The sequence below is a fragment of the Prevotella sp. oral taxon 475 genome, from assembly GCF_018127805.1.
Classification (GTDB): Bacteria; Bacteroidota; Bacteroidia; order Bacteroidales; family Bacteroidaceae; genus Prevotella.
The window spans coordinates 1,971,908-1,996,442 of sequence record NZ_CP072334.1 but is presented as its reverse complement, the minus strand read 5'-3'; the positions used below and the strand labels follow the sequence as shown (position 1 = coordinate 1,996,442).

Genomic DNA, 24,535 nt, shown 5'->3' with positions numbered 1-24,535 from the left:
TCTGTCCGAAGACAAACGTCCTTTTCCTTTGCTTTTGCGAGCAACGTTATACAGACAGACAACTGGTCTGCTGTTCACCGCCCACGTAGCTTACATCATGCCGCCCATACCGGGATTGCCCATCGGCATGGCCGGAGTGTCCGACGGTTTTTCAACAATCAGGCATTCGGTGGTAAGGAACATACCTGCGATAGAGGCGGCATTTTCCAATGCTACGCGAGCCACTTTAGCCGGATCGATGATTCCTGCTTTACGCATATCTTCATACTCACCGGTGCGGGCATTGTAACCGAAGTCGCCTTTACCCTCACGCACTTTCTGAACAACCACTGCACCCTCTTCGCCGGCATTGATGACAATCTGGCGGAGCGGCTCTTCGATGGCCCGTTCGACGATGTTGATACCCGTTTGTTCGTCTGCATTGTCGCCCTTCAAACCTTTCAACGCGTCGAGTGCACGGATGTATGTGGTGCTTCCGCCTGCCACAACGCCCTCTTCAAGAGCAGCGCGGGTGGCGCAAAGAGCATCGTCTACGCGGTCTTTCTTTTCCTTCATCTCCACCTCGCTGTTAGCTCCTACGTAGAGAACGGCCACGCCTCCGGCAAGTTTAGCCAAGCGTTCTTGCAGTTTTTCCTTGTCGTAAGAGCTGGTGGTATTAGCAATCTCGTTTTTGATTTGAGCCACACGGTCGGCGATGAGTTGCTTTTCGCCGGCACCGTTTACGATGGTAGTATTGTCTTTCGACACAACCACCTTGTCGCAGGTGCCCATCATCTCGAGTGTAGCCTGCTCCAGCTTGAGTCCTTTCTCTTCGCTGATGACCAAACCGCCCGTCAGCACGGCAATATCTTCCAGCATAGCCTTGCGGCGATCGCCGAATCCGGGAGCCTTTACTGCACAAATCTTCAAGCCGCCACGCAGTCGATTGACCACAAGTGTTGTGAGAGCTTCTGAGTCAACATCTTCTGCGATGACCAACAACGGACGTCCGCTCTCGGCAGCAGGCTGCAATACGGGGAGGAAATCTTTGAGGTTGCTGATCTTCTTGTCGTAAATCAGAATGTAAGGATTTTCCATGACAGCCTCCATCTTGTCGGCATCGGTCACAAAGTAGCCCGAGAGATAACCCCGATCGAACTGCATGCCCTCTACCACGCCAATGCTGGTGTCGCGGCTCTTGCTCTCTTCAATCGTGATCACGCCGTCTTTGCTCACCTTGCGCATGGCATCGGCCAAGAGTTTGCCAATTTCGGGGTCGTTGTTGGCACTCACTGTTGCCACCTGCTCAATCTTATCGTAGTTGTTTTCCACCTTTTCGGCGTTGTCTTTGATAAAGTCTACCACCACTTTCACGGCTTTGTCGATGCCGCGTTTCAAGTCCATGGGGTTGGCTCCGGCAGTAACATTCTTCAGACCCTCGTTTACGATGGCTTGTGTGAGGATGGTTGCCGTCGTGGTTCCGTCTCCGGCATCGTCTCCGGTCTTTGAGGCCACGCTCTTAACAAGCTGTGCACCGGTGTTCTCGAAGTGATCTTCGAGTTCCACTTCCTTAGCTACAGTGACGCCGTCTTTGGTGATCTGCGGTGCACCGAATTTCTTTTCAATCACAACATTGCGACCTTTCGGGCCTAACGTTACCTTGACAGCGTTAGCCAGTTTGTCTACACCATTCTTCAATAGATCGCGTGCCTCTATATCAAATTTAATTTCTTTTGCCATTGTATCTGTATTTTAGTTGGTTTGTTGATGAGTGATGAGTTTTCTCTCTCTTTACTTCACGATGGCGAGAACGTCGCTTTGGCGCATCATCAGATATTTCTCGCCCTCATATTCCAGTTCTGTTCCGGCATATTTACCGTAGAGAACACGGTCGCCTGCTTGGAGAATCATCTTCTCGTCTTTCGTTCCTTCGCCCACGGCCACGATGGTTCCGTTGAGCGGTTTTTCTTTTGCTGTGTCGGGAATGATAATTCCGCCTACCTTTTCTTCGGCAGGTGCCGGGAGCACCAGCACTCTGTCTGCCAATGGTTGAATGTTCACTTTCATATTCTATTTTAAATTAAACGATTCGTTCTGTAGGGTCTCTTCTTGCGAAAGACTTCGCCTCTCTCTATACGAAAAACGTGCCAAAACCTCCTTTTGTCGGTTTTGGCACGATAGACTGACAATGTTGTCAGTCTTTTTTCATTGTTCTACTCTCGTGAGATCGATGAACTCGCCGCGCGCCCTGCGTTCTTCAATCATCCGTTTCAGCTTGCGCTGCCGTTCGGGAGCAATCCATTTGCGGGCAAAAATGTTGGGTATGGCCACGCCGATAGCGATACACAGCACGATGAGCGAGGCCCGAATGCCGTTGTACATGGCTCCGGTGAGCTCGCCAACCACGCCGTGCATGCCCAGTAAGCCGAAGAGACAACGATACATCAGTACGCCCGGAACCATCGGAATGACTGTAGGGATAGACAAACACTGGTGGGGTAGATGCACCCAATGCACCACTTTGATGTAGATCACACTGATGAGAGAGGCTCCGATGAGCGATCCGAGAATCGGTCCCCAGTCTAACCCGATATTATCGCTGCTCGGTCCTAAGTTGATAAAGTTGCGTGTGCACACCGCCACAATCCCTCCGAGGGCTAAAATCCAAAGTTTCTTGGGCGGAAAGTTGTAGATCGTGGCGAAACCCATGGCCGAAATGGCCGCCGCAAGGGCAAATTCCCAATAGGAGTGGTGAGGAGTCATGCTCAGGTCTTTCACAAAATTGTCGATACCACACACTTGAATGGCCACCACAATGCCGAAAGCCATGGCTGCAACGATGAGCAACGTGTTGATGCCTCGAACGATTCCCACCTCGATATTGTTGTCCAACACATCGTTTACGAAGTTGATGATGGGCACTCCCGGAACGATGAACAGCGTACAGGCCATCAACGGATGCCACGGGGTGGCTGTTTGCAGGGCCGACGAGAGCCAACCGGGCAGCGAGACCACCAGTGGCGAGGCCGAAAACATACCCAACAACCAGGCAATGAGCGTAGCCACGAAAGCTCCCACAGCAATGTTGGCATAGCCATTGGAGCCAATCTCGTTGAGCCGGGTGCGCAAACGGAAACCCAGGGCTGCTGCAATGGAGGCATAGAAGAAAGCCGTCCAGTCACAACCGAACTGTATACAGAATCCGCCACAAGCCAAACCTGCACAGAGTGCCACCTGCCAAGGGGTGTAACTGCGCTTGCGATGGGCTATTTTTTCAAGCTCTTCTTCATATCGATCCAGCGAATAGTCTTCCCGAATGGCACTCCACGAGAGTTTACTCACATCCGATATGGCCAGCATCTCGATGCCGTGCTTGTCGCAACGCTGAAACTTCGAAAACGAATGGGTGCCGTCGCTCAGGTTTACCATCAGCATATTATAAGTAATGTGGATGTGAAGGTCTTCCTCGGGCAGTCCTAAATAGGCGGCCGTTCGTTTCATGTTGCGCATGATACGACTGGTGTCTGCCGAGCTTTCTACCAAAATCTTACCTGTGCGTAGCAGCAAATCGAGTTTGCGACGCAGCAATTTCTTCGAAGCAATCTGTTGATTCTCTTCCATTTTTTGCATTTGTTTGTCTTACTAAAAACACGCGTTGTGTGCGATGTATCCCAAAAATCGCTGCAAAGTTAATAAAAACAAATGAGTTATGGGGCAACGTACGGAGGTTTCTCCGCTTGCTTATTCGGGAGGTTCCGCTCTCCATCCATCTCATCTCGATGCCGAGATGACAAGGCGATGTCGGCCCCGTCTGCATGAGGTTTTATAGAAAGAAAAGATGGGCCTGTAAGCTGTTGGTTTTCAATTGTTTATCAAGTGCTTTTCAAAAGCTTAGCTTTTGCCCTGCATTTCCTTAGCTTTTGAGGTGCAAAAGCTAAGAAAATGCAAATCCATCTCTTAGCTTTTGGAGGATGAAAACTAAGAGATGGAGAGAGAAGGAGGGAAGTAGTAAGGAGTGAGGAAGGGGTTATTGTGTTCTGCCCAATCTGATGCTACGCCACAAACGATTGGGAATCATCCGCCAAAGGGCCACCAACAGTCGGTAACGCCAGTCGATGATGCACACGCGTTGGCCACGAAAGATGGCTCGCAGGGCGGCTTTTGCCACGGTGGTGGTTTGCATGAGCATTGGATAATGGTCGCCGGTGAGTAGCGGTGTGTCTACAAATCCTGGGCGAATATCGGTGAAACGGATGTGCAGTTGCCGACCGACTGCCAACTGATCGAGGGCCTGTATATAAGTGCTTTGATAGGCTTTGGAGGCACTGTACGAGGCGGCGCGGCCCATACCCTTGGTGCCGGCCACGGAAGAGATCACGGCGATGTGTCCACTTCCTTGTTTGACCATTTGCAAGAAGACCTCGTCTACCATCCTTGTGAAACCTAAGACGTTGGTCTGAATGGTGTTTTGCTCGATTGTAGTGTCCAAACAGGCATTCTGCTTGCCTATTCCCGAGGCATGAAAATAGAGGTCGGTCTTGCCCATTCGATCCATCAGGGTTGCCAATAGGCAAGGTGAGGCTTCGTCGGTCACGTCTATTGCCATGACTTCTACTCGCTCTGGTGCCATTGCTTTCAGGGCCATCAGAGGTTCTGTTCTGCGTGCTGCCAGACCTACTTGCCAGCCTTCTGCAATGAGAAGCTGTGCCACAGCGTGGCCAATGCCTGAGGAGGCTCCCATGATGATTGCTTTTTTCATTTGTCGAGGGGTTGTGATGAGATGATGGGAGAGATTTGCTTTTCTTCTATCTGAAGATGTCGAGACAAAGGGAAACTAAAAAAAGGGCGACGCAGGTCTCCCTTCCGTCGCCCTTTTGGGGGCATCAGCGTTTTCGTCTTTTCAGTTCCAACTGAGGAATTTTGAGGGTTTGACCCTCTTTGAGGTCTGCGTTCTTGCCGTTAAGTGCCTCGACATAACATTCCATTCCCGGGCCTAAGAGGCTTCTACTGATGGATTGGAGGGTTTGTCCTTTACGCACCGTCACGGTCTGCGCTACTCCAACGATGCGATAGGCACCGGTTCTGACGCGAGCATCTGAGTTGTAAAGCGTAACAGAAGCTTTCCCGATGGGGGCTGCGGAGGATGTTTCCGGCTTCTGTTGAGCAACTTTTCCTGTTGAAACAGGGGTGGATGACGGGGCAGAAGGTTTCTTGGACAGAGTTTGAGATACGTTTTGTTGTGTGGCATCCGGCGGCAGGGTCTCTTCCACAACGGGCGGAACGTCGGCAGTGGAGGCAGAGACGGTCGAGTCGGGAGGGGTGGTTGTGCTTTTCTTTTTGATGGTTGGCACCGACTTGAGCAGCGTTTCGAGATGGGCAATGCGATGGTCTCTCTGTTCCATCTCTCCGCTGACATACCAAAACAAGCCGCCTCCACACAACAAAAGTACAACCAAGGCGGCCACTAATCCGCTACGCTGCCGCCTGTAACCATCTATTTCGTCGATTAATTCGTCTACAAAGCTGTTGTCGGTGGTAGTGGTTTCTTCCTCATCTGCTAAGTCTACTTCTGCCGTTTCTTCTTTCGTTGTTGGAGAATTCGGCTCTTCCATGACCGTTGTTTCTTCTTTTTGCTCGGGATTTTCATCGGCATTGAGCATTGAAAGTTGACGGATGGAAAGGCGAAATGAGGATGGAACGGCGGTTTCGGCCGGTGTTTCTTCTTTTGAAACCGCAGAAGGGGTCGTCTCTGTAGGAACAGGTGCGGGTTCTCCAGGCAAGCGATAGGGTGTGCTTTCTTGAACGGTGGAAGGGCCTTGCGGCTGTTCTGTCGGGTCTTCAACGGGCGTTTCTATCGTTGTAGGAACATCTTCTGCGGTGAGAATAGGCTCTGTTTCTTCGTGGGTGGAAGGCATTTCAGGTTCGGAAAGCTCGTTTGGTTCTTCCTCGCTATTCGGTGTGGTCGACACATTTTCGAGCATCTCGAGGTCGACTCCCTCGTTCACGACAACTGTTTCAAACTGGGAGAAAGGGCGATTCACCAGGTCGCGCATGGTGTTGTCCGGTGTAAATGATATTTTATCTCGACTTTCGATGACGATGGGCTCGCCGGTGTTCACGTCAATGCTCTTCCGCGCACTCACGTTCGTTACCTTGAAGGTGCCCAGTCCTTTGAGTTTAACCAGTTTGTCGGTCTCCAATCCTTCGTTCAACGTGTCGAACATCAGGGTCACAAACCGTTCTGCGTCTTTCTGAGTGATGTCGTGTTTCCGCACAAGGGCCATGGCCAACTCGCGTATTCCAGCTTTGCTACTCATCTTCACCTCCGTTTTTTAAGCGTTCTTTTACCGAAGAGGTGGGACGGAAGTTGAGCACCAACTTGGGTGGAACCAACATGCGCTGTTGCGTTGCGGGATTGACGGCTACCCGTTCCAATCGTTTTTTCACCTCGAAGGTTCCGAATCCGGGGATAGAAACACTGTCTCCGTCGTCGAAACGAGCAGTCATCTCGTCTACAACGGTGCGCACGAGCGTCTGGGCGACGCTCTGTGTGTAGCCCGCTTGCTGCGCTAACTCGGTGATATATTCTTTATTGTTCATCTATTTCGCCGTATAAGTCAAACTCTTCGCTGTCTGTGATGCGCACTTGATAGAACTCGCCGATGCGCAGTTGGCGAGTTGCAGGGATGAGAACTTCGGGGTCTACCTCGGGCGAACAATACTCTGTTCGACCGATATAATAGTTGCCCTCTTTGCGATCGATGATGGTTTTCATTGTTTGTCCTACCTTTTCGGCTTCTACTTCGGCACTGATTTCTTGTTGCAGAGCCATGAGTTGATCGAGTCGTCGTTGCTTTACGTCGGCAGGGACGTCGTCTTCGTAGTGTTCGCCGCTATAGGTTCCGTCTTCTTCCGAGTAGGTGAAGGCTCCCATTCGTTCGAATCGCGCCCAGTGGACAAAGTCCATCAGTTCGTTGAAATCTTCTTCGGTCTCGCCCGGAAAGCCAACCATGAGCGTGGTGCGGAGATGTATTCCAGGAACAGAGGCTCGTATTCGACGAATCAGCTCCATGGTTTGGGCCTTCGATACGTGCCGATGCATGCGGGTGAGAATGTGGTCGGAAATGTGTTGTAGGGCGATGTCAAGGTACTTACAAATGTTATCCCGTCGACGGATGACATCGAGGAGTTCGACGGGAAATTGATTGGGATAGGCATAATGCAGCCGAATCCAGGCTACGCCTTTTACCTGGGCAATGTCGTCGATGAGCGTTGCGATCTGTCGTTTTCCGTCAAGGTCGACGCCATAGTAGGTGAGTTCTTGCGCAATGATTTGAAATTCTTTCACGCCTTGGGCCACCAAGTTGTGCACTTCTTGCAGAATGTCTTCCTTTTTACGACTGATGTGTTTGCCGGTGATAAGCGGAATGGCGCAATAGGCGCAACTGCGGTCGCATCCTTCGCTAATTTTGAGATAGGCGTAGTGGGGTGGTGTGGTGATGCTTCGCGAGCCGTTGCAGGAGGCGATGATGCCCATACCGAGGTCATTGAGGAGATTTTTGTAGTTGAACTTCCCATAGAATTTATCCACCTGTGGGATTTCGCGTTCCAGCTCGTCTTTATAGCGTTGCGAAAGGCATCCCATGACGTAGAGTTGTTTGAGCCGCCCCTCCTCTTTGGCTTGTGCGAACTCGAGGATGGTGTTGATGCTTTCTTCTTTTGCGCTTTCGATGAAGCCGCAGGTGTTGATGACGGCGATTTCTCCGGTGGGCTGTTTGCTGTCGTGCACGCAGTGATAGCCATTGGCTTCGAACTGTCGCATGAGCAATTCGCTGTCGACAAGATTTTTGGAACAGCCCATCGTGACGATGTCTACTTGATTTTTCTTCATTCCGGAGTGGAGGTTGAGGCGTTGAAAAGGGAGTTGACGAATTGTTGTCGGTCGAAGAGTTGGAGGTCTTCGAGACCCTCGCCGAGTCCGATATATTTCACGGGCACTTGCAGTTGATCGCTGATGCCGATGACGACGCCGCCTTTTGCCGTTCCGTCAAGTTTGGTGATGGCCAGTGAAGTGATGTGGGTGACGGCAGAGAATTGTTTGGCTTGCTCGAAGGCATTTTGTCCGGTGGAGCCGTCAAGTACGAGCAACACTTCGTTGGGGGCTTCGGGTAGCACTTTTTTCATGACGTCTTTGATTTTCTTGAGCTCGTTCATCAAGCCTACTTTGTTGTGGAGTCGCCCGGCGGTGTCGATGATGACGATGTCGGCTCCATTGGCTTTGGCTGAGTTGAGCGTGTCGAAGGCTACTGAAGCAGGGTCGGCTCCCATCTGTTGTTTCACCACCGGAACGCCTACTCGTTGGCCCCAGATGGAGATTTGCTCGACGGCTGCGGCGCGGAATGTGTCGGCGGCTCCGAGGTAGACTTTCTTTCCGGCTTGTTTAAATTGGTGGGCCAGTTTGCCGATGGTGGTGGTTTTACCTACACCGTTAACGCCTACGACGAGAATGACGTAGGGCTGTCCCGTTGGTGGCAGTTCCCATCCGTTGTTGTCGGCGGTGTTGTTTTCGGCCAGCAGTTGAGCGATTTCGTCGCGTAGGATGGCGTTGAGCTCGGCGGTGGAGACGTATTTGTCTCGTTCTACACGGCGTTCGATGCGTTGGATGATTTTCAGGGTGGTTTCTACGCCTACATCCGAGGTGATGAGCACTTCTTCGAGTTGGTCGAGCACGTCGTCGTCCACCTTCGATTTACCGGCTACGGCGCGTGTGAGTTTGGTGAAGACGCTTTGTTTGGTCTTTTCCAGTCCTCGGTCGAATGTTTCTTTCTTGTTTCTATTGAAAAAATCGAAAATCCCCATGATGGCTTGTCTTTTTGCGGCAAAGTTACGATTAAAATCCGAGAAAATGTCTCTCTGCACTCGAAACGGCCTTTCTGTTCAGGAGGAGGGACGAAAAAAAGACTGTGCCAAGAGGAGTGTATCTCCTTTGGCACAGTCTTTTTCGGTTTTGTGTCATCTTACTTGGCCTCTTCCATCACGCCTTCGACGTAGAGGCGGGTCATCTCCGTGATGGCATTGGTTCTGATGGTGACAGTTTTCTTAAAATATCCGGGGAATTTTCCTTTTCCGTTATAAGTGATTTTGATTTCGCCTTTCTCGCCCGGTTTGATGGGATTTTTGGGATAGGCGGGCACGGTGCATCCGCAACTGGCCACGGCCTGATTGATGACGAGGGGGGCTTTGCCTACGTTGGTGAAGGTGAAGGTGCACTCTTGAACGGGATTTTTCTCGCTGAAGTTACCGAAGTTGTGACTCACCTTGTCGAATTTGATCTCGGCCTGCTGTTGTGCTGCGGCCCATCCCACGAATGCGAAGAGCATCATGGAGAGTAATACCAATTTCTTCATTTTCATATCTTTTGGGTTGAAAGTGCCCCGGGGAGGCTGTTCTTTCTCGGGGCGATGTCGACTGCAAAGGTAGTGGTATGTGGGGAGAAAAACGAATTTCGGTGTTTTTTATTCCGAGTACTGCTGCTCAGGAAGAGAGAATGAAGACTCCCTGATGCTTCTGAAATGTTCAGAACCGCCGCTGGCACCCAGGGAAGCTTTCCGAAATGTTCAGAACCATCGCTGGCACCCAGGGAGGCTTTCTGAAATGTTCAGAACCTCCGCTGGCACCCAGGGAAGCTTTCTGAAATGTTCAGAACCGCCGCTGGCATCCAGGGAAGCTTTCTGAAATGTTCAGAACGGCCGCTGGGTGCCAGCGGCCGTTCTGAACATTTCGGAAGAGGTGTTCTTATTCAGCGTTGAATTCCACCACCAGCGTTTCGCGAGGACTGAGTTGTACGTCCTCCAACAAACTGACAGTTCGACCAGTGAGCACGTCGCGCACCTCGTCGGCATCGCCAATCACCTCTGCATAGCGGGCCACAGGCATGATGGCAGACTTTGATGTGCCGTTCATAATGGTGAGGACGTGACGTTTTCCGAGGGTTCGCGCCAACACGTAGACGCCATTAAAGGGGATGAAATGGGTTTGTTTGCCCTTAGAAATCACCTCATTGCCCTTGCGCCAATGCAACAGACGGCTTAACCAAGAGAACATTGCGTTTTGTTCTTGGGTTCTTCCTTCGGCCGTAAAAGCATTTTGCTTGTCACCTGGAAAGCCGCCGGGGAAGTCCTTACGCACGTGTCCGTCGGTCTTTTCTTTCGTTCCATTCATCAATATTTCTGTGCCATAGTACAGCTGCGGAATACGATTCATGGTGAGCAAAAGGGCCAAAGCCTGTTTAAGTGCTAAGGTGTCGGTGCCGTTCCCGAGAAAATGGTCGGTGTCGTGGTTCTCTATAAAGGCCATAACCGATGAAGGATTGGGGTACAGATAATCGTAACACAAGACGTTGTACACCCTGTTCAGCCCGTTCCACCAACCATCGGTCTCTTCGTTCTTGGCCTGATTGATGCGATCGAAGAAAGCAAAATCCATCACCGATTTAAGGTTACAGTTAATGGTAGACAACTTCGAGTCTTTTTGCCAAGCTGCGGTGTAGGCCGGTTCTGTAACCCATGTCTCGCCCACGGTGTTGAAGTTGGGGTACTCTTTGTTAAGTCTGTCCATCCATTGTGCCATTGCCTCGCGGTCGGCATACGGGTAAGTGTCCATCCGGATGCCGTCGATGCCCACCGTTTCAATCCACCAAATGCTGTTTTGGATGAGGTAACGCAGCACGTGGGGATTGCGTTGGTTTAGGTCGGGCATAGAAGGCACGAACCATCCATCAACCGTCTCGTCCATATCCACTTCCGAAGCATAGGGATCGAGTGCAGGTGTCAGCTTGTAACTGGTTTGCAAATAGTTGTTCTTATAATCGGGTCGATTGAACCAATTACGTGAAGGCATGTCCTTAATCCATGGGTGTGTGATGCCGCAATGATTGAAAATCATGTCCATAACCACCTTCAAACCCTTGCTGTGTGCCTCGTCTATGAGTCTGCGATAATCGTCGTTGGTGCCAAAACGCGGGTCAACGCGGTAATAGTCGGTTGTGGCATAACCGTGATAAGTGCTTTGTGTCTTGTCGTCGGGCGTGTTGTTCTCCAACACAGGCGTAAACCACAGGGCTGTAACGCCCAATTGGTTGAAGTAATCCAAGTGCTGGCGAATGCCTTCAAGGTCGCCGCCGTGCCTCAAACTGGGCTGCGAGCGGTCTACACGATAGGCGTTTAGGCCAGGCATGGGATGCTTTTTTGTGCCGCTCGCAGCAAAGCGGTCGGGCATAAACATGTAAAGCACGTCGGCATTGGTAAATCCCATGCGTTCTTCACCTTTCTTATCGCGCGCTTTAAGCTCGTAGGTTACCGTCGTTTTTTGCTTTCCTTGGGCAAACACCAAGGGCACTTTGCCCGCCTTGGCTTTGCCGATGTTAAGGTAAACCAATAGATAGTTGGGACTATCCATACGTTCGACGCTGGTTATTTCAACGCCAGGGTAAGTTGTAGACACATTGGCGTTGCGTATGCCTTCGCCATAGACCATCAGTTGCAACAAAGGATCCTTCATACCCACGAACCAGTTGGTGGGGTCTATTCTCTTCACCTTTACAGCAGCTGATGCCGTTAACGAGAATAGCGTTAGAGCCATAAGTATTTTCTTCATTCTTTTTTAGGAGTAAAGGAGTAAGTCATAAGGGAGTTAAGGAGTTAAGCCAAATGTCTTGTCGTTTAGTAACTACTTGTCTCGTCAACTTGTTAACTTGTCAACTCGTCAACTTACAAAGTCATCAATATCAATGCCGACTGTGCATCGACGGTGGCTTTTCCCCCCTTCATCGTACCCAATCCGGCTTCGTTTACTACACCATCGCACACCACAACACGGTATTCGCCCTGCGGAATATCCACCACCTGTGCCTCGCGATTGGCGTTAAGTAGCACCACGATGTCTTTTGCAGCATCGCCTCCAGCATGGTCTTTCAGGCGGTAGGCCACCACATTGGCAGGCGCTTTGATAAATTCGAGATGCTTACGCACCAACTCGGCGTTGCCCAAACGAAATGCGGGATGAGCCTTGCGCAAGGCAATAAGCCCCTTGTAATAGGCAAACACCTGCGGATAACGTTCGAGGTTGGTCCAGTTAAGCTCGTTAATGGAGTCGGGCGAACAATAACTATTGTGCACACCCTTCTTGTCGCGAAGCATCTCTTCACCACAAAGCATGAACGGAACGCCTTGCGACGTGAACACAAACGTTTGTGCCAAGAGGTCGAGTTTGATCAGTTCGGCAGTGGTTATGCCAGGTATCGAGTTGCGTATGCGGTCGGTTAGGCACATGTCGTCGTGACAGCTAACGTAGCTTATCATTTGCGTTGGCTGGTTGGCCCAGGGCTTTTTGCTGTAATTTACTTGACTCATATCCACCTGTGGATGAGCGATAGCACCCACGATGCCAAATTTCAAGCTTTCTTCGTGACCGTTAAGAGCGGCCAAGAAAGCAGGCTTGCGGTCGTCTGAGAATGGTCCGCGCAGGGCGTCGCGCAGCTCATCGCTAAACGCTCCGATGCCCCGCATCTGCGCAGTATTGGCTTTCGTGGCCAGTTTTTCTTGCGGATAGGCACACGTGCCTGCACTCCATCCCTCACCATATATATATATGGAGGGGTCAATCTTTTGCATTTCAGCCTGAATGAGGTTCATCGTTTCGATGTCGTGAATGCCCATCAGGTCTACTCGGAACCCGTCAATGTGGTACTCCTTCGCCCAATGTTTCATCGACTCTATCATCAACTGGCGCATCAAAGGCTGCTCGCTGGCCGTTTCGTTGCCGCAGCCCGACCCGTCTGAATACGTTCCATCGGCACGTTTGCGATAGAAGTAGTCGGGCCAGGTGCGTTGGAATGCACTGCCCGAAAGGTCGTAGGTGTGGTTGTAAACCACGTCGAGAATAACGCGGATGCCTGCTTTATGCAGTGCTTGCACCATCTGTTTGAACTCGCGTATGCGCACTTCGGGACGATAGGGATCGGTGCTGTACGAGCCTTCGGGCACGTTATAGTTCAGCGGATCGTAGCCCCAATTATACTGCGGCTTATCCAAACGCGTTTCGTCTATCGAGGCGAAGTCGAACGAAGGCAGAATATGCACGGCGTTAATACCCAGTTGGCGCAGGTGGCTGATGGCCTTCTCTTCGGTTAAGGCAAGGAATTTACCTTTGTTTTTGATGCCCGACGAGGGATGAATGGAGAAGTCGCGATGGTGAAGCTCGTAGATAACGAGGTCGGCAGGCGAAGCCAATGGCGGACGTTTGTCGGCATTCCACCCCTCGGGATTCGTCTCTTCGAGGTCTACGATGGCTGCTCGCCTACCGTTTACTCCCACAGCCTTGGCAAAGATGCCCGGCGTTTCGCCCAGGTTAAAGGCAGGAATATCGAAGGTATAGAAACGTCCTTTAAGGTCGCCTTTGGCTGTAACGGCCCACAAGTCCTTGCCTGCGGGTTTCATTCGCAAGGTTTGCAAGGGCTGTCCACCCTGCCCTTCAGCGTAAATCTTTACCCATACACGACGCACATTAGAGGGGGCGTGTAGTTGGAACTTGGTTTGTGTGGGCGAGTAGTTCATCTCTTGCAGGCTCTGTGCCACGCTATTGGCGAGGATGAGGAGGAGATGGACGAGGAGGAGAATTCTTTTTGTCGTCATAGAGATGATGTTTTTATGTGATTTGATGTTTTTAGTCTTTTTGTCGAAATGCTTTCGACCGGTAGTTTCATGAGATTCGAAATATTTTATTTCAGCCGATGCCCCGTGCCCTCAACGTATTTTATTTTTGCGCCGCTGGGAGTTCCGGCCTCATTCCTATTTTATTTTTGCGTCGCTGGGAGCTCCGTGCCTCATTCCTATTTTATTTTTGCGCCGCTGGGGACTCCGTGCCTCATTCCTATTTTATTTTTGCGTCGCTGGGAGCTCCGTGCCTCATTCCTATTTTATTTTTGCGCTGCTGAGAGCTCCGTGCCTCATTCCTATTTTATTTTGCGCTGCAGGATCTCCCACACTCTCAACATATTTTATTTTAGATTTTCGCCCCGAAGCGACAGACATTCTTTTTGATCTTTGCCTCGGGGCGAGGTTTGGTGTACATCTTTGCAGAATGGTTATCGTCCACTCTGTTGCACCAGGTCGGAGACGGCCGCGCAGAAAGGTGCATGGGCCATCAGTTCTTCCAGTGTGAGATGCATGCGATAACGCCAATAGTGGTGCGGATTGGCAGGAATGTTGATGCGTTCGGCATCGGCGTCGGGCAGGCGCAAGTCTTCGTCGATAGCCATCCAGTCTTGCAGGCTCAGCACGCAGAGCATCGAGGGCGAGAGAAGCTGACGCAGAACAATGTCGGTAGCCAGCCAACCGGGTAGCGGATGGGGTGCGGGACCGCCTTTATAGAGCATCGTGTTGTAGTATTCCTGGGTTCGTTCCCAGTTCTCGTCCCACCATTGGCGAAGCGTTGGCATGTCGTGACTACTGAAGGTGCACACCGAGCGATAGGGGAATGCGGCAAGATGACCGAAGCGTACACTCGGATCTTTGGGCATCGACTGCACTTCGAGCGACAGAATGCGCAACTCGTTCATCACCCATGCCACACAATCGGGCACCATCCCGAGGTCTTCGGCGCATACCAACATGCGTGTGGCTTCTACCAACTTGGGCAGCTTTTTCATCGCCTCGTAGTACCAGAACTGGTTGTTGCGACGATAATAATAGTCGTTGTAAAGGCGATTGAACACGGCCTTGTCCTTATCCCAAAGGGCTTCGTAGACGAAGGCGTGCTGAACAGAGATGCGGGGATGATAGCGATCGGGTCGACGGCGGTCGCGTACGAAAAGCACATCGTTCACTAAGGCGAAGAGTCCGTCGCGAAGCCAAAGGTCGGTCTCTTGGGTTCGCCCTTCGAAAGCCTGTTCAATCTTGCGCTGCGTGTCGTATTCGGGACGCAACTGCCAGATGTCGTCGTGACTATGAACGAGATAGGTGGCTTTTATTTGGTCGGCATTTTCGCCAAACATGCGGTCGAGCACCCAGTCGGCAATGAACGGCCGAGTAAAAGCCTCTTCATTAAAGGGTAGTCCGTAGGCCTCGATTTCCTCGCGACTCATTCCCAATGCGGGCGAGAACTGTCCGAGCAGTCCATCGACACTCTCGATGGGAATTTCCCAAATGCGGAAGAAACCCAGCACGTGGTCAATGCGATAGGCATCGAAAAACTTAGCCATGTTTTGGAATCGGCGTACCCACCAGGCACAACCGTCGCACAACATCTCGTCCCAGTTGTACGTAGGAAAGCCCCAGTTCTGTCCATTCACCGAGAAATCATCGGGCGGTGCACCAGCCTGTCCATCGAGATGGAAGTATTTCGGCTCGGTCCACACGTCGCAACCATGGCGGTTAACACCGATGGGAATGTCGCCTTTCAGTATGATACCCTTGGCGCGAGCATGCTCATGGGCTCGCCGCATCTGAGTATAAAGCAGATATTGAACGAAATAATGGAAAGCCACCTCCCGATAAGCCTTGGTCGTAGGCGTGGAGAGAGGTTTGCGTTCGGTCTCATCCCAGGTGTTGTGATCGGGCCAACGGGCGAAGTCGGCAGTGCCGTATTGATCGCGCAGATGGCAGTATTGCGCATAGGGCACGAGCCAATGCGCCTCTTCTTGGAAAAAGGTTTTGAAGTCGTTGCTCTTCATCAGTTCCTTTCCCTCTTGGAGGAAAAGCAGACGTAGGTATTCGGTTTTGGTGTTATTCACACGTTCGTAGTCGATCTGCGGCAGCGTATTCAGTTCTTCTCTGATTTGTTCCAACCGCTTTCTCTCTTCCTCGTCTTTCAAGACGGGCAACTGCGTAAGGTCTACATACTGCGGATGAAGGGCAAAGATGCTGATGCAGCTGTAGGGATAAGAGTCGGTCCAGGTGTGCGTGGTGGTGGTATCGTTGATGGGCAGCAACTGAAGCACCCGTTGGCGAGTGGCCGCCACGAAGTCGATCATTCGCAAGAGATCGCCGAAGTCGCCCACGCCGAAGCTCTGTCTGCTGCGCAACGAGAACACCGGCACCAGCGTTCCGGCCATTCGTTCGTTGCAAAGCTCGAAGAAAGCCTGCTCCAAACTATACACCGCCACTTCTCCCTTCTCCAGTTCGGGCAAGTCGACAAAGCGGTTCATGCTCGTCTCCCAAAGCGGATTAGCGTTGCCGTCATCGCTCAAAGCCACGAATTTGAACTCGATTCTGTGGGTTGAAAAGCGGTCGGCATCCAAGTCAACAGCCCACTCGTTGAAGTTCACTTCGGTCATTTCCACTGCCCTCGACAACGTCCATGCGCCCAAAGCCAGGTCGGAACCGGAGACGAACAACCGTTGCCCGCTGCGCAATTGCGGTGCACGCACCACCAATCGCAGTCCCCGTTGATAAGTCGTAGACGGCAGATGATGCGGCGTTCTGCGTTTGATGCAGTCGGTAAAGGCCGACGAATACTGATAGGCATCTTCAGGAATGCTCGTCCATCGGTCGTAAATATGGTAGGTTGGTGTTTCCGCTACCGACAGATACAACCTGTGCGGCTCCACCGTCCACTCCCTGCGCTTCTCGCTTCCGGCACTATCCACGGCATAATAATAGTCGATCACGTCAGTGCAAGACGCCGGCAACTGTGTGATTCGACACGTCCAATGTCGTCCGTCCGTCGTGTTCATACGATACGAAACAATCTCCGTTTCGCCTTCACTCTTCTTGCAGATGATGTTCAGTACCAACTCTTCACCGAAGATGGTCTGATACTCGATGTTGAAATACAGATTCATAGACTGTAGGGGTTAGTAAACATGCCGTAAAGATAGAGAATATTTACAAAGCTCGGCATCTGCCGATGACAGAAAATGTAAAGATAAAGATGCAAACGGTTGCGCGTTGATCGCTACTGTAGGGCATAAAAACACCGCGAAGACTTCCGTAGACTTACTGTAAAGTACAGTTGTAAGACGAAAGTCTCCGCGGTGATGGTATAGATGACAAAAACAAAACTTAGTAGCTCACTTCTCCCCAGGAGCGTTCTTCCGTTTCTTCTTCATCATCTTCTTCAAAAAAACCGTGTTTAGCCAGCCCTTCGCTCTCACCTACAGAGTGCGAACTGACGACGAATTGTGCGATATTTTCGTCGGTCATCAACTGAACAACCTTTATGCTGGGGGTGATATATCTCTGTTTCATAGCTTACTACTTTTCTATTTACTACTCTATTACTTACTACTTTTTACTACTTTTATTCCTCTTTCTCCTTACTCCCTTACTACTTTCTTGCCATTAACAATGTAGATGCCTCGGCCAGGATTGGTTACTCGGCGGCCTTGCAAGTCGTAAATGATGTCTTCGTGCGGCTGAACGGAAGGACGAACATCGCGAATGCCGGTAGTCTCTGCTTCTTCTCGGGCAGCATCGAAGTCGATGATGAGTCCTTTAGCAGGCGCAACAGCGTCGGCCAAACGCAGACCGGCGCGATGCGGTTGCAGTTTGATGGAAGCTCCTTTACGCGTACCTTGTTTATAAAAGCCGATGCCTTTGTCGCCGTTGGCCAACACATAATATTTATGTCCGGCCGAGGAGAACTCCTGTTCTATGGCCGTACCAACGAGCCAATTGCCTGCCACACTTTCCTCCGTGCCCGTCACGTTCGCTTGATATACCACCGTACTGTTCGCCGTTCCTTTCAAGATAAATCCTGTTTGCTTAGGAATAATTTTTCCTGCGGTGAACGCAATCACGTTGGCTTGGTCGGGTAGTGCAGGATTTGAACTCTTCGTAATGCCCGTAATGATATACGCCGTGCAGCCTGCGGGCACTTTAAAGTTCTCGTTCTCTAAGTAATAAGAAATATAACCAGTGGAGCCGAGTTTTACTTCTTCAACAAATTTGTCGACATAGCTTGACCAACCTGCAGCAGTAGCGAAAGCAAAGGTGCGATCTACCTCCATATGTATTTTCAAGGTAGACTGCGTGCCGAAAGCATTGTTGGCAAGTGTAAAAGGAGTAGTACCCTTGATATACACGTCATTTGCAATGTCGTAGACATTTGACCCTATCTTTTCCATTGAGGCGGGAATGGTTACTTTATCGAGTGGCATTCTACCCATCAGTGAGAAGCAACTGTTATCCAAAATACGAATTGTTTGTGGCAAAACGGCCAAATCTTGATACACATCTTGAGAAGCAGCGAAAAACGCCGCATATCCTATTTCTTCAATGTTCGATTCTGCAAATCCGTGAATTCGAGGGTCTGCTCCAATACTACATAAGCTCATACCTTCCACTTTTTTCAGCCCCGATGGTATCCAGATATGCTTCATTTGTGAATACCATAATGCATTGTTTCCGATAAAAGGCATATTCTCCGGCAAATAGATATTGTTTACCTTACCACCATAATTGATCTGTGCACCATCTTCAAACTCTTTTACTGTAGAAGGAAAGTGCAAATCATCCAAGTTAGAATATTGAAATGCATGCCGTCCTACTCCCGTGACCGTATATGTCTTGCTATTATATTCAACAGTAGAAGGAATCTTTATCGTCCCCGAATAAGTATGATCTGAAGAGTAAGGTACATGGGCAGGATCGTATGTTACAGCTACGGTTCTTTTCGTAGCATCCGTTATTCCATACCAAATAGTTACTCCATCCGAATTGGCCTTGCTGAATACTTTGCTAAAGGTATAGGAAACACCCTGAGCATGAATCTTCATGAATGCAATAATTAAGAGAACTAAAAATAAAATTCTTTTCATATTTATATTATTTGAGTTGATATACTTGTTGAGAATATGGAGTTGATGAGCGAACAACTACCGCATGAAAAAGAGAAGCAAAGGGAACTCTTGCAAGCCCTTTGCTGATAAGGAACACACGCTCTTTGCGCGCGCGTAGAAAAAAGTGAAAAAGTGTTGCGCTACTAATAGGTGCGCATACTGTGTGTGTGTGTGTGTGTGTGTGTAAGGTAATCATTTTCTGATAGACTACCAAACAGTGTGTGTTAAAAGATGTAGAAAAATTTCTACTCTTCCATTCTGTTACACTTTGATTATTTATACGCACATTTGTTATCACGGCTGCAAAGATAAGCGAAATCTTCTTCCCGGACAAATCTTCCCACAATTAATTTTCCATCTCTTAGCTTTCGCCACCCGAAAGCTAAGGAAACGCAGGCCGAAAGCTAAGAAAATGGAAGGCGAAAGCTAAGAGATGGGAAACCGGTTTGATAACTCATTGTTCTTCAGATAGTTTTCTATGAAAAGCGATGGCTTTTTTCCTAAAAGACGAAATATAAAAAAGGAGAATCAGACAAAGAGGCAGACATTCTCCGGAAAATGCCTATTTTTGCAGAGAAATTCAACGAGGCACCACGCCGTCCCAGCTGTTTGACGCTTTGAAACAGCCAGAACGGCAGTGCATCTTAACAACCTAAGCAGAATGAAGATAGAAAAAACGCTTTGGCGCGGTGCGCTGATCGCCGGTCTGATGTTGCTGACGCATACCGTCAGTGCCCGGAAACAACCCGCAGACTATGTGAACGCCTTTATCGGAACAACCAATTTCGGCACCACCAATCCCGGTGCAGTGTGCCCCAATGGCCTGATGTCGGTGGTGCCTTTCAATGTGATGGGTTCTGCCAACAATAAGTTCGACAAGGACGCACGTTGGTGGTCAACGCCCTACGAGTATCATAACGTTTACTTCACTGGCTATTCTCACGTCAACCTGAGCGGTGTTGGCTGTCCCGATTTGGGTTCGCTGCTGCTCATGCCCACAACAGGTAAGCTCGAAGTAGACTACAAAGCGTATGGCAGTTCTATGACCCAGCAGCAGGCTTCACCAGGTTATTACACCAATTACTTACCCCGTTACGACGTGCGCACCGAGGTAACGGCCACCCCACGCACCTCGATGGCGCGCTTTTGGTTCCCCAAAGGCAAGAGCAACATTTTGTTGAACCTGGGCGAAGGACTAACAAACGAAACGGGAGCGATGGTTCGTCGCGTAAGCGATACCGAATACGAGGGCGTGAAACTGCTGGGAACGTTCTGCTACAACCCACAAGCCGTGTTCCCCATCTATTTCGTTATGCGCGTAGACACTAAGCCCACGGCTGCCGGATACTGGAAAAAACAACGTCCCATGACGGGCGTAGAGGCCGAATGGGATAAGGACAACGGCAAATATAAGCTATACACCAACTACACGAAAGAGATCGCTGGCGACGACATTGGCGTGTATCTCAACTTCGACAGCCATGCCAACGAACCCGTTGTGGTACGCATGGGCGTGTCGTTTGTTAGCATGGCCAACGCCCGCGAAAACCTCGATGCCGAACAAAAGGGCAAAGATTTCGACAATATAAAGGAAGAGGCACGCAACGCTTGGAACAAAGACCTGTCACGCATAGAGGTTGAAGGTGGAACAGAAGACCAACGAACGGTGTTCTACACGGCCCTTTACCACGCCTTGTTGCACCCCAATATCTTGCAAGACGTTAATGGGCAATACCCCACACTCGAGACGGGCGAGGTGAAAACTATGCGCGAGGGCAACCGTTACACCGTGTTCTCGCTGTGGGACACCTACCGCAACGTGCACCAACTGCTCACCCTCGTCTACCCCAACCGTCAACGCGACATGGTTCGCACCATGATCGACATGTATCGCGAGCATGGTTGGCTGCCCAAATGGGAACTCTACGGCCGCGAAACCTATACCATGGAGGGCGACCCTGCCATTCCCGTCATCGTAGACACGTGGTTGAAAGGTCTTCGTGGTTATGATATCAACACGGCATACGAGGCTATGCGCAAGGGCGCAACCACTCCTGGCCCCCAAAACTTACTTCGTCCCGACAACGACGACTATCTTTCGCTGGGCTATGTGCCGCTGCGCGAACAGTACGACAACTCTGTTTCGCACGCGTTAGAGTATTATATCGCCGACAATGCTCTGTCGCGGTTGGCCGCTGCTTTGGGAAAGAAGGCCGATGCACGACTATTCTACAACCGTTCGCTGGGCTATCGCCACTATTACAGCAAAGAATACGGCACACTTAGGCCCATCCTGCCGGGCGGCAAGTTCTATTCGCCCTTCAATCCCAAACAAGGTGAGAACTTCGAGCCTAGTCCAGGCTTTCACGAAGGCAACGCTTGGAACTACACTTTCTATGTTCCGCACGACGTAATGGGGCTTGCCAAGCTGATGGGTGGACAAAAGCCCTTTGTAGATAAGCTGCAAATGGTGTTCGACAAGGAACTTTACGACCCTGCCAACGAACCCGATATTGCCTATCCGCACCTATTCTCGTACTTCAAGGGCGAAGAGTGGCGCACACAAAAAGAGCTTCATCGACTGATGGCGAAATACTTTAAGAACGCACCCGACGGCATCCCAGGCAACGACGACACAGGAACAATGTCGGCATGGCTGGTGTTTAACATGATGGGCTTTTATCCCGACTGTCCCGGCGAACCTGCCTACACGCTTTCGTCGCCCGTGTTCAACCGCATAACCATTCACTTAGACAAGGGACAATGGGGACGCAACGCGTTGGTTATCGAGGCAAAACGCCAACAGCCCACCGACATTTTCATCAACGCCATCACCCTTGGCAACAAGCCATTTAAAGGTTATCGTGTGTCGCACGAAGAACTTTTGAAGGGTGGACACCTGGTGTTTCAGTTGCAGGGAGAACGGAAGAAAAATTGAAAAAAGAGGAACAGATTGTGAAAGCTAAGAGGTGGAGGAGTAAGGAGGGGAGTAGAAAGGAGTAAGAGGAAAGTAGTAAGGAGAAAAGAAGAGAAATAGTAAGAAGTAGAGAGGAAAGGAGTGGGGTTGTCGAATTAGTAAACAACCCTGTAAGGGTTGGTCTGTTGGAAGGACAGGGTTGGCGAATGAAATGAGCCTACCCTGTCTAAGCGGGACATTTCCCCTTTCAACCCCATCGGGGTTGGTCTCTCTACACCTCCTAAATAAAGAAGATTGGGCAGGTTTCGGTCTGTTTGAATCTCTAACAGGGAGAGATTGGAGAGACCAAGACCTACGGCCTTGTTTTCTCTTTGTGTGCCGTAGACAGGGTAGGCTCATTTCATTCGCCAACCCTGCTCTACCAACAGACCAACCGCTATGCGGTTGTTTGCGCAAAAATGTATGAGATAGAACCCGAATAAATAGGAAAGCAGATCCATCGCGACGCAGTTGTTTACATAAAGATACATGAGATGAGAACCGAATAAACAGGAAAACAAACCCCTCGTTATACGGTTGTTTGTGCAACGATATTTGAGATTGATTTTAGACCGTGGTAAATTCTTGATTTTTATGTCGTTGTGAAACATATTTCAAAAGCTAAGAAAATGAAGTGCGAAAGCTAAGAGAATAAGAAGTAAAAGCTAAGAAAACAGCGTGTAAAAGCTAAGCTTTTGCAAGGGCCTTTGCAAATGATTGAAAATGAATATGTTGGCGTCTCGATCTCAAACAGAATGTTCGACAGAACGGATTTGCTCCAGAATGACCTTTTAAAACCGCAGGTCAATGGCTTATTTCCGAATAAAAATGTCGAACTTTGCACTCCATCAACACCCTAACAACCCAATGACACCTTTGCTGATACGTCCGCTCAGAGAGTGGGTTTTCTTCTTAGCCCTGTTCTCCTCCATCATTCTGATGCCGCTTGAGGCCATTAAGCATCTGCATGCCTATCCTATGGAGGTGGCGGCAGCTGTGCTTCACCTTGCAGCTGCTTTAGGAATAGCCTATCTTTTCACCGCCCTGGTGCACGGCATTGGCCGAGCATGGGTCAAAAGGCTGTTGTATGTGTTGCCGGTGTGGTGCGTTTTGTTGCGCACTTTTCTGCATTTCGCCCTCAAATCGGAACTTACGCCGAAGGTGGTGATGTTGGTGATGGAAACCAACAGAAGCGAGGCGGCCGGCTTTTTCTCCACATTCGCCCTCTCCCAAGGGGCTTTCAAGAGTTATGCACTGACGTTACTGTTTGTTGTTCTCGTGGTGACGGGCGAACGAAACCGTATTCGTTGGGGGCGATGGTTGCAAAATCGGCTGAACGACAAGGTGCTTTCGGGCATCCTCCTGACAGGTTTGGCGGCACTGATTTACACCGGTTGCGCCCTTCCGGCACTGTTTCGATGCCGTACCACGGCCGAAGCCGAATGGTGGAACATACGATATGAGGGCTATTCGAAAGACGAACTCTCGATTATGACTTACAGTTTGTTTGTTCCGCACTTGATGAAGCACGAGATAGAAGAGGGAATCGCCAGTAACGAACGGGCCTCAAAGCAGCGCGCACGGTGTCTGTTGCGGCGAGAAACCGACTCGTTGACGTTGGTAGTGGTCATCGGCGAATCGTATATCAAGCGTCATGCCCAGCTCTATGGTTACCCTCTGCCCACCACGCCGCACATGGTAGCCGAGCAGAAAAGAGGGCAGCTGTTGGCGTTCGACCGCTATATCAGTCCGTACAACTTCACCACCGAGGCCGTGAAAGCTCTACTGAGCTGCAACGATGTGTCGAAAAGGCAGAACTGGAGTGCGAGTCCTTTGTTTCCCGTCGTCTTCAAACAGGCGGGCTACACGGTGGAGATGTGGGATAATCAGTTCAATCCCGCCAGTTCTGTTTTTACCGAATACACCCTCAGCGGCTTCATCTACCATCCTCGCATTCGCCCTTTGGCCTATCATTTGGTGGAAAGCAGCCGAGGAACGCTCGACGGCGACCTCGTATGGCGCGGTCTGCGCCATGCCACCGCTCACCCGCAACGACTCCGCCTGTTGCTCTTCCATCTCAACGGGCAACATTTTGATGCCAAAGACAAATATCCCGACACGCCGACCTTCAACGTTTTTGCGGCGAAAGATATCCCGCAAGGTGGCCCTTGGATGACTCGGGCCAAACGGCAGCAGGTGGCCGAATACGACAACGCTACGCGATATAATGATGATGTGATGGGAACCATCTTCAATACCCTGCGCAATAAGAATGCAGCGGTGGTGTATCTCTCCGATCATGGCGAAGAAATCTATGACTGGCGCGACCAGTTCGGCCGAGCAACAACGCCCGAAGACTTGCCCGAATATCTGCACAGCATGAACGACATCCCCCTGGTGGTGTGGGGTTCTGCTGCTTTCATCCGCTCTCATCCCCACCTTTGGCACGACCTGCAACGGGCCACTGCTCGTCCGGGCATGTCGGATGCGCTCTGCCATCTCCTCTTTCGCATCGCCCACATCGACACACCTTATTATATAGCACAAAAAGACATCAGCAGCAACTCGTGGAAACCCACGCTAAGACTCGTCTACAATAAATGGGATTACGACCGGCATACGAAAGAATAAGGTATAGGTAGCATTACGTTTGTTGGGAAGTGACCCATTTATACTCCACATCGAGGAACAGGATTGCACTTTCGTTGCACTCAGATTCTCCCGAGGCGAAATGTTTTTTATGCTTTTATGTTAGGTCATTA

General features: G+C 50.4%; 16 protein-coding genes. 2 read left to right on the top strand and 14 right to left on the bottom strand.

Annotated elements, in window-relative coordinates; genetic code table 11:
• Window positions 1-90: 90 nt before the first annotated feature.
• The 14 genes from groL to J5A66_RS07795 form a co-directional block, all read right to left on the bottom strand.
• Window positions 91-1,719, bottom strand: coding sequence for a chaperonin GroEL (groL, locus tag J5A66_RS07860; RefSeq protein WP_211790087.1), 1,629 nt, complete (start codon window positions 1,717-1,719; stop codon window positions 91-93).
• A 51-nt stretch (window positions 1,720-1,770) separates the two neighbouring features.
• Window positions 1,771-2,040, bottom strand: a complete 270-nt coding sequence (locus J5A66_RS07855; protein WP_211791478.1) for a co-chaperone GroES — start codon at window positions 2,038-2,040, stop codon at window positions 1,771-1,773.
• 144 nt (window positions 2,041-2,184) lie between these two features.
• Window positions 2,185-3,600, bottom strand: coding sequence for a threonine/serine exporter ThrE family protein (locus tag J5A66_RS07850; RefSeq protein ID WP_211790086.1), 1,416 nt, complete (start codon window positions 3,598-3,600; stop codon window positions 2,185-2,187).
• 406 nt (window positions 3,601-4,006) lie between these two features.
• Window positions 4,007-4,738 carry an SDR family oxidoreductase gene (locus J5A66_RS07845; RefSeq protein ID WP_211790085.1) on the bottom strand — a complete coding sequence of 244 codons (732 nt, stop codon included), beginning with the start codon at window positions 4,736-4,738 and terminating at the stop codon, window positions 4,007-4,009.
• Window positions 4,739-4,862: 124 nt separating this feature from the next.
• Entirely contained in the window at window positions 4,863-6,296 is a 1,434-nt protein-coding gene (locus J5A66_RS07840; RefSeq protein WP_211790084.1) for an HU family DNA-binding protein, read from the bottom strand.
• A complete protein-coding gene (locus tag J5A66_RS07835; protein WP_211790083.1) occupies window positions 6,289-6,579 on the bottom strand; it encodes an HU family DNA-binding protein in 291 nt (96 codons plus the stop codon). Before J5A66_RS07835 ends, J5A66_RS07840 begins: the two co-directional genes overlap by 8 nt.
• The gene (rimO, locus tag J5A66_RS07830) at window positions 6,569-7,870 is read right to left on the bottom strand and encodes a 30S ribosomal protein S12 methylthiotransferase RimO (RefSeq protein WP_211790082.1); all 1,302 of its coding nucleotides are present in this window, start codon (window positions 7,868-7,870) and stop codon (window positions 6,569-6,571) included. Before rimO ends, J5A66_RS07835 begins: the two co-directional genes overlap by 11 nt.
• Window positions 7,867-8,838, bottom strand: coding sequence for a signal recognition particle-docking protein FtsY (ftsY, locus tag J5A66_RS07825; RefSeq protein WP_211790081.1), 972 nt, complete (start codon window positions 8,836-8,838; stop codon window positions 7,867-7,869). Before ftsY ends, rimO begins: the two co-directional genes overlap by 4 nt.
• A gap of 158 nt (window positions 8,839-8,996) precedes the next feature.
• On the bottom strand, window positions 8,997-9,386 hold the full coding sequence (locus J5A66_RS07820; RefSeq protein WP_211791477.1) for a DUF1573 domain-containing protein: 390 nt from the start codon (window positions 9,384-9,386) through the stop codon (window positions 8,997-8,999).
• Between the two features lie 388 nt (window positions 9,387-9,774).
• The gene (locus tag J5A66_RS07815) at window positions 9,775-11,634 is read right to left on the bottom strand and encodes a glycoside hydrolase family 13 protein (RefSeq protein WP_211790080.1); all 1,860 of its coding nucleotides are present in this window, start codon (window positions 11,632-11,634) and stop codon (window positions 9,775-9,777) included.
• A gap of 113 nt (window positions 11,635-11,747) precedes the next feature.
• Complete coding sequence (pulA, locus tag J5A66_RS07810) at window positions 11,748-13,670, bottom strand: type I pullulanase (protein ID WP_211790079.1); 1,923 nt, start codon at window positions 13,668-13,670, stop codon at window positions 11,748-11,750.
• 452 nt (window positions 13,671-14,122) lie between these two features.
• Window positions 14,123-16,819, bottom strand: a complete 2,697-nt coding sequence (locus J5A66_RS07805; RefSeq protein WP_211790078.1) for a 4-alpha-glucanotransferase — start codon at window positions 16,817-16,819, stop codon at window positions 14,123-14,125.
• A gap of 220 nt (window positions 16,820-17,039) precedes the next feature.
• On the bottom strand, window positions 17,040-17,225 hold the full coding sequence (locus J5A66_RS07800) for a hypothetical protein (RefSeq protein ID WP_211790077.1): 186 nt from the start codon (window positions 17,223-17,225) through the stop codon (window positions 17,040-17,042).
• A gap of 68 nt (window positions 17,226-17,293) precedes the next feature.
• Complete coding sequence (locus tag J5A66_RS07795; RefSeq protein ID WP_211790076.1) at window positions 17,294-18,796, bottom strand: leucine-rich repeat domain-containing protein; 1,503 nt, start codon at window positions 18,794-18,796, stop codon at window positions 17,294-17,296.
• Window positions 18,797-19,526: 730 nt separating this feature from the next.
• Between J5A66_RS07795 and J5A66_RS07790 the strand changes: the two genes are divergently transcribed.
• Together J5A66_RS07790 and J5A66_RS07785 are read left to right on the top strand one after the other, a co-directional pair.
• Window positions 19,527-21,755, top strand: coding sequence for a GH92 family glycosyl hydrolase (locus J5A66_RS07790; RefSeq protein WP_211791476.1), 2,229 nt, complete (start codon window positions 19,527-19,529; stop codon window positions 21,753-21,755).
• 846 nt (window positions 21,756-22,601) lie between these two features.
• Entirely contained in the window at window positions 22,602-24,404 is a 1,803-nt protein-coding gene (locus J5A66_RS07785; RefSeq protein WP_249109949.1) for a phosphoethanolamine transferase, read from the top strand.
• The last annotated feature ends 131 nt before the right edge of the window (window positions 24,405-24,535 follow it).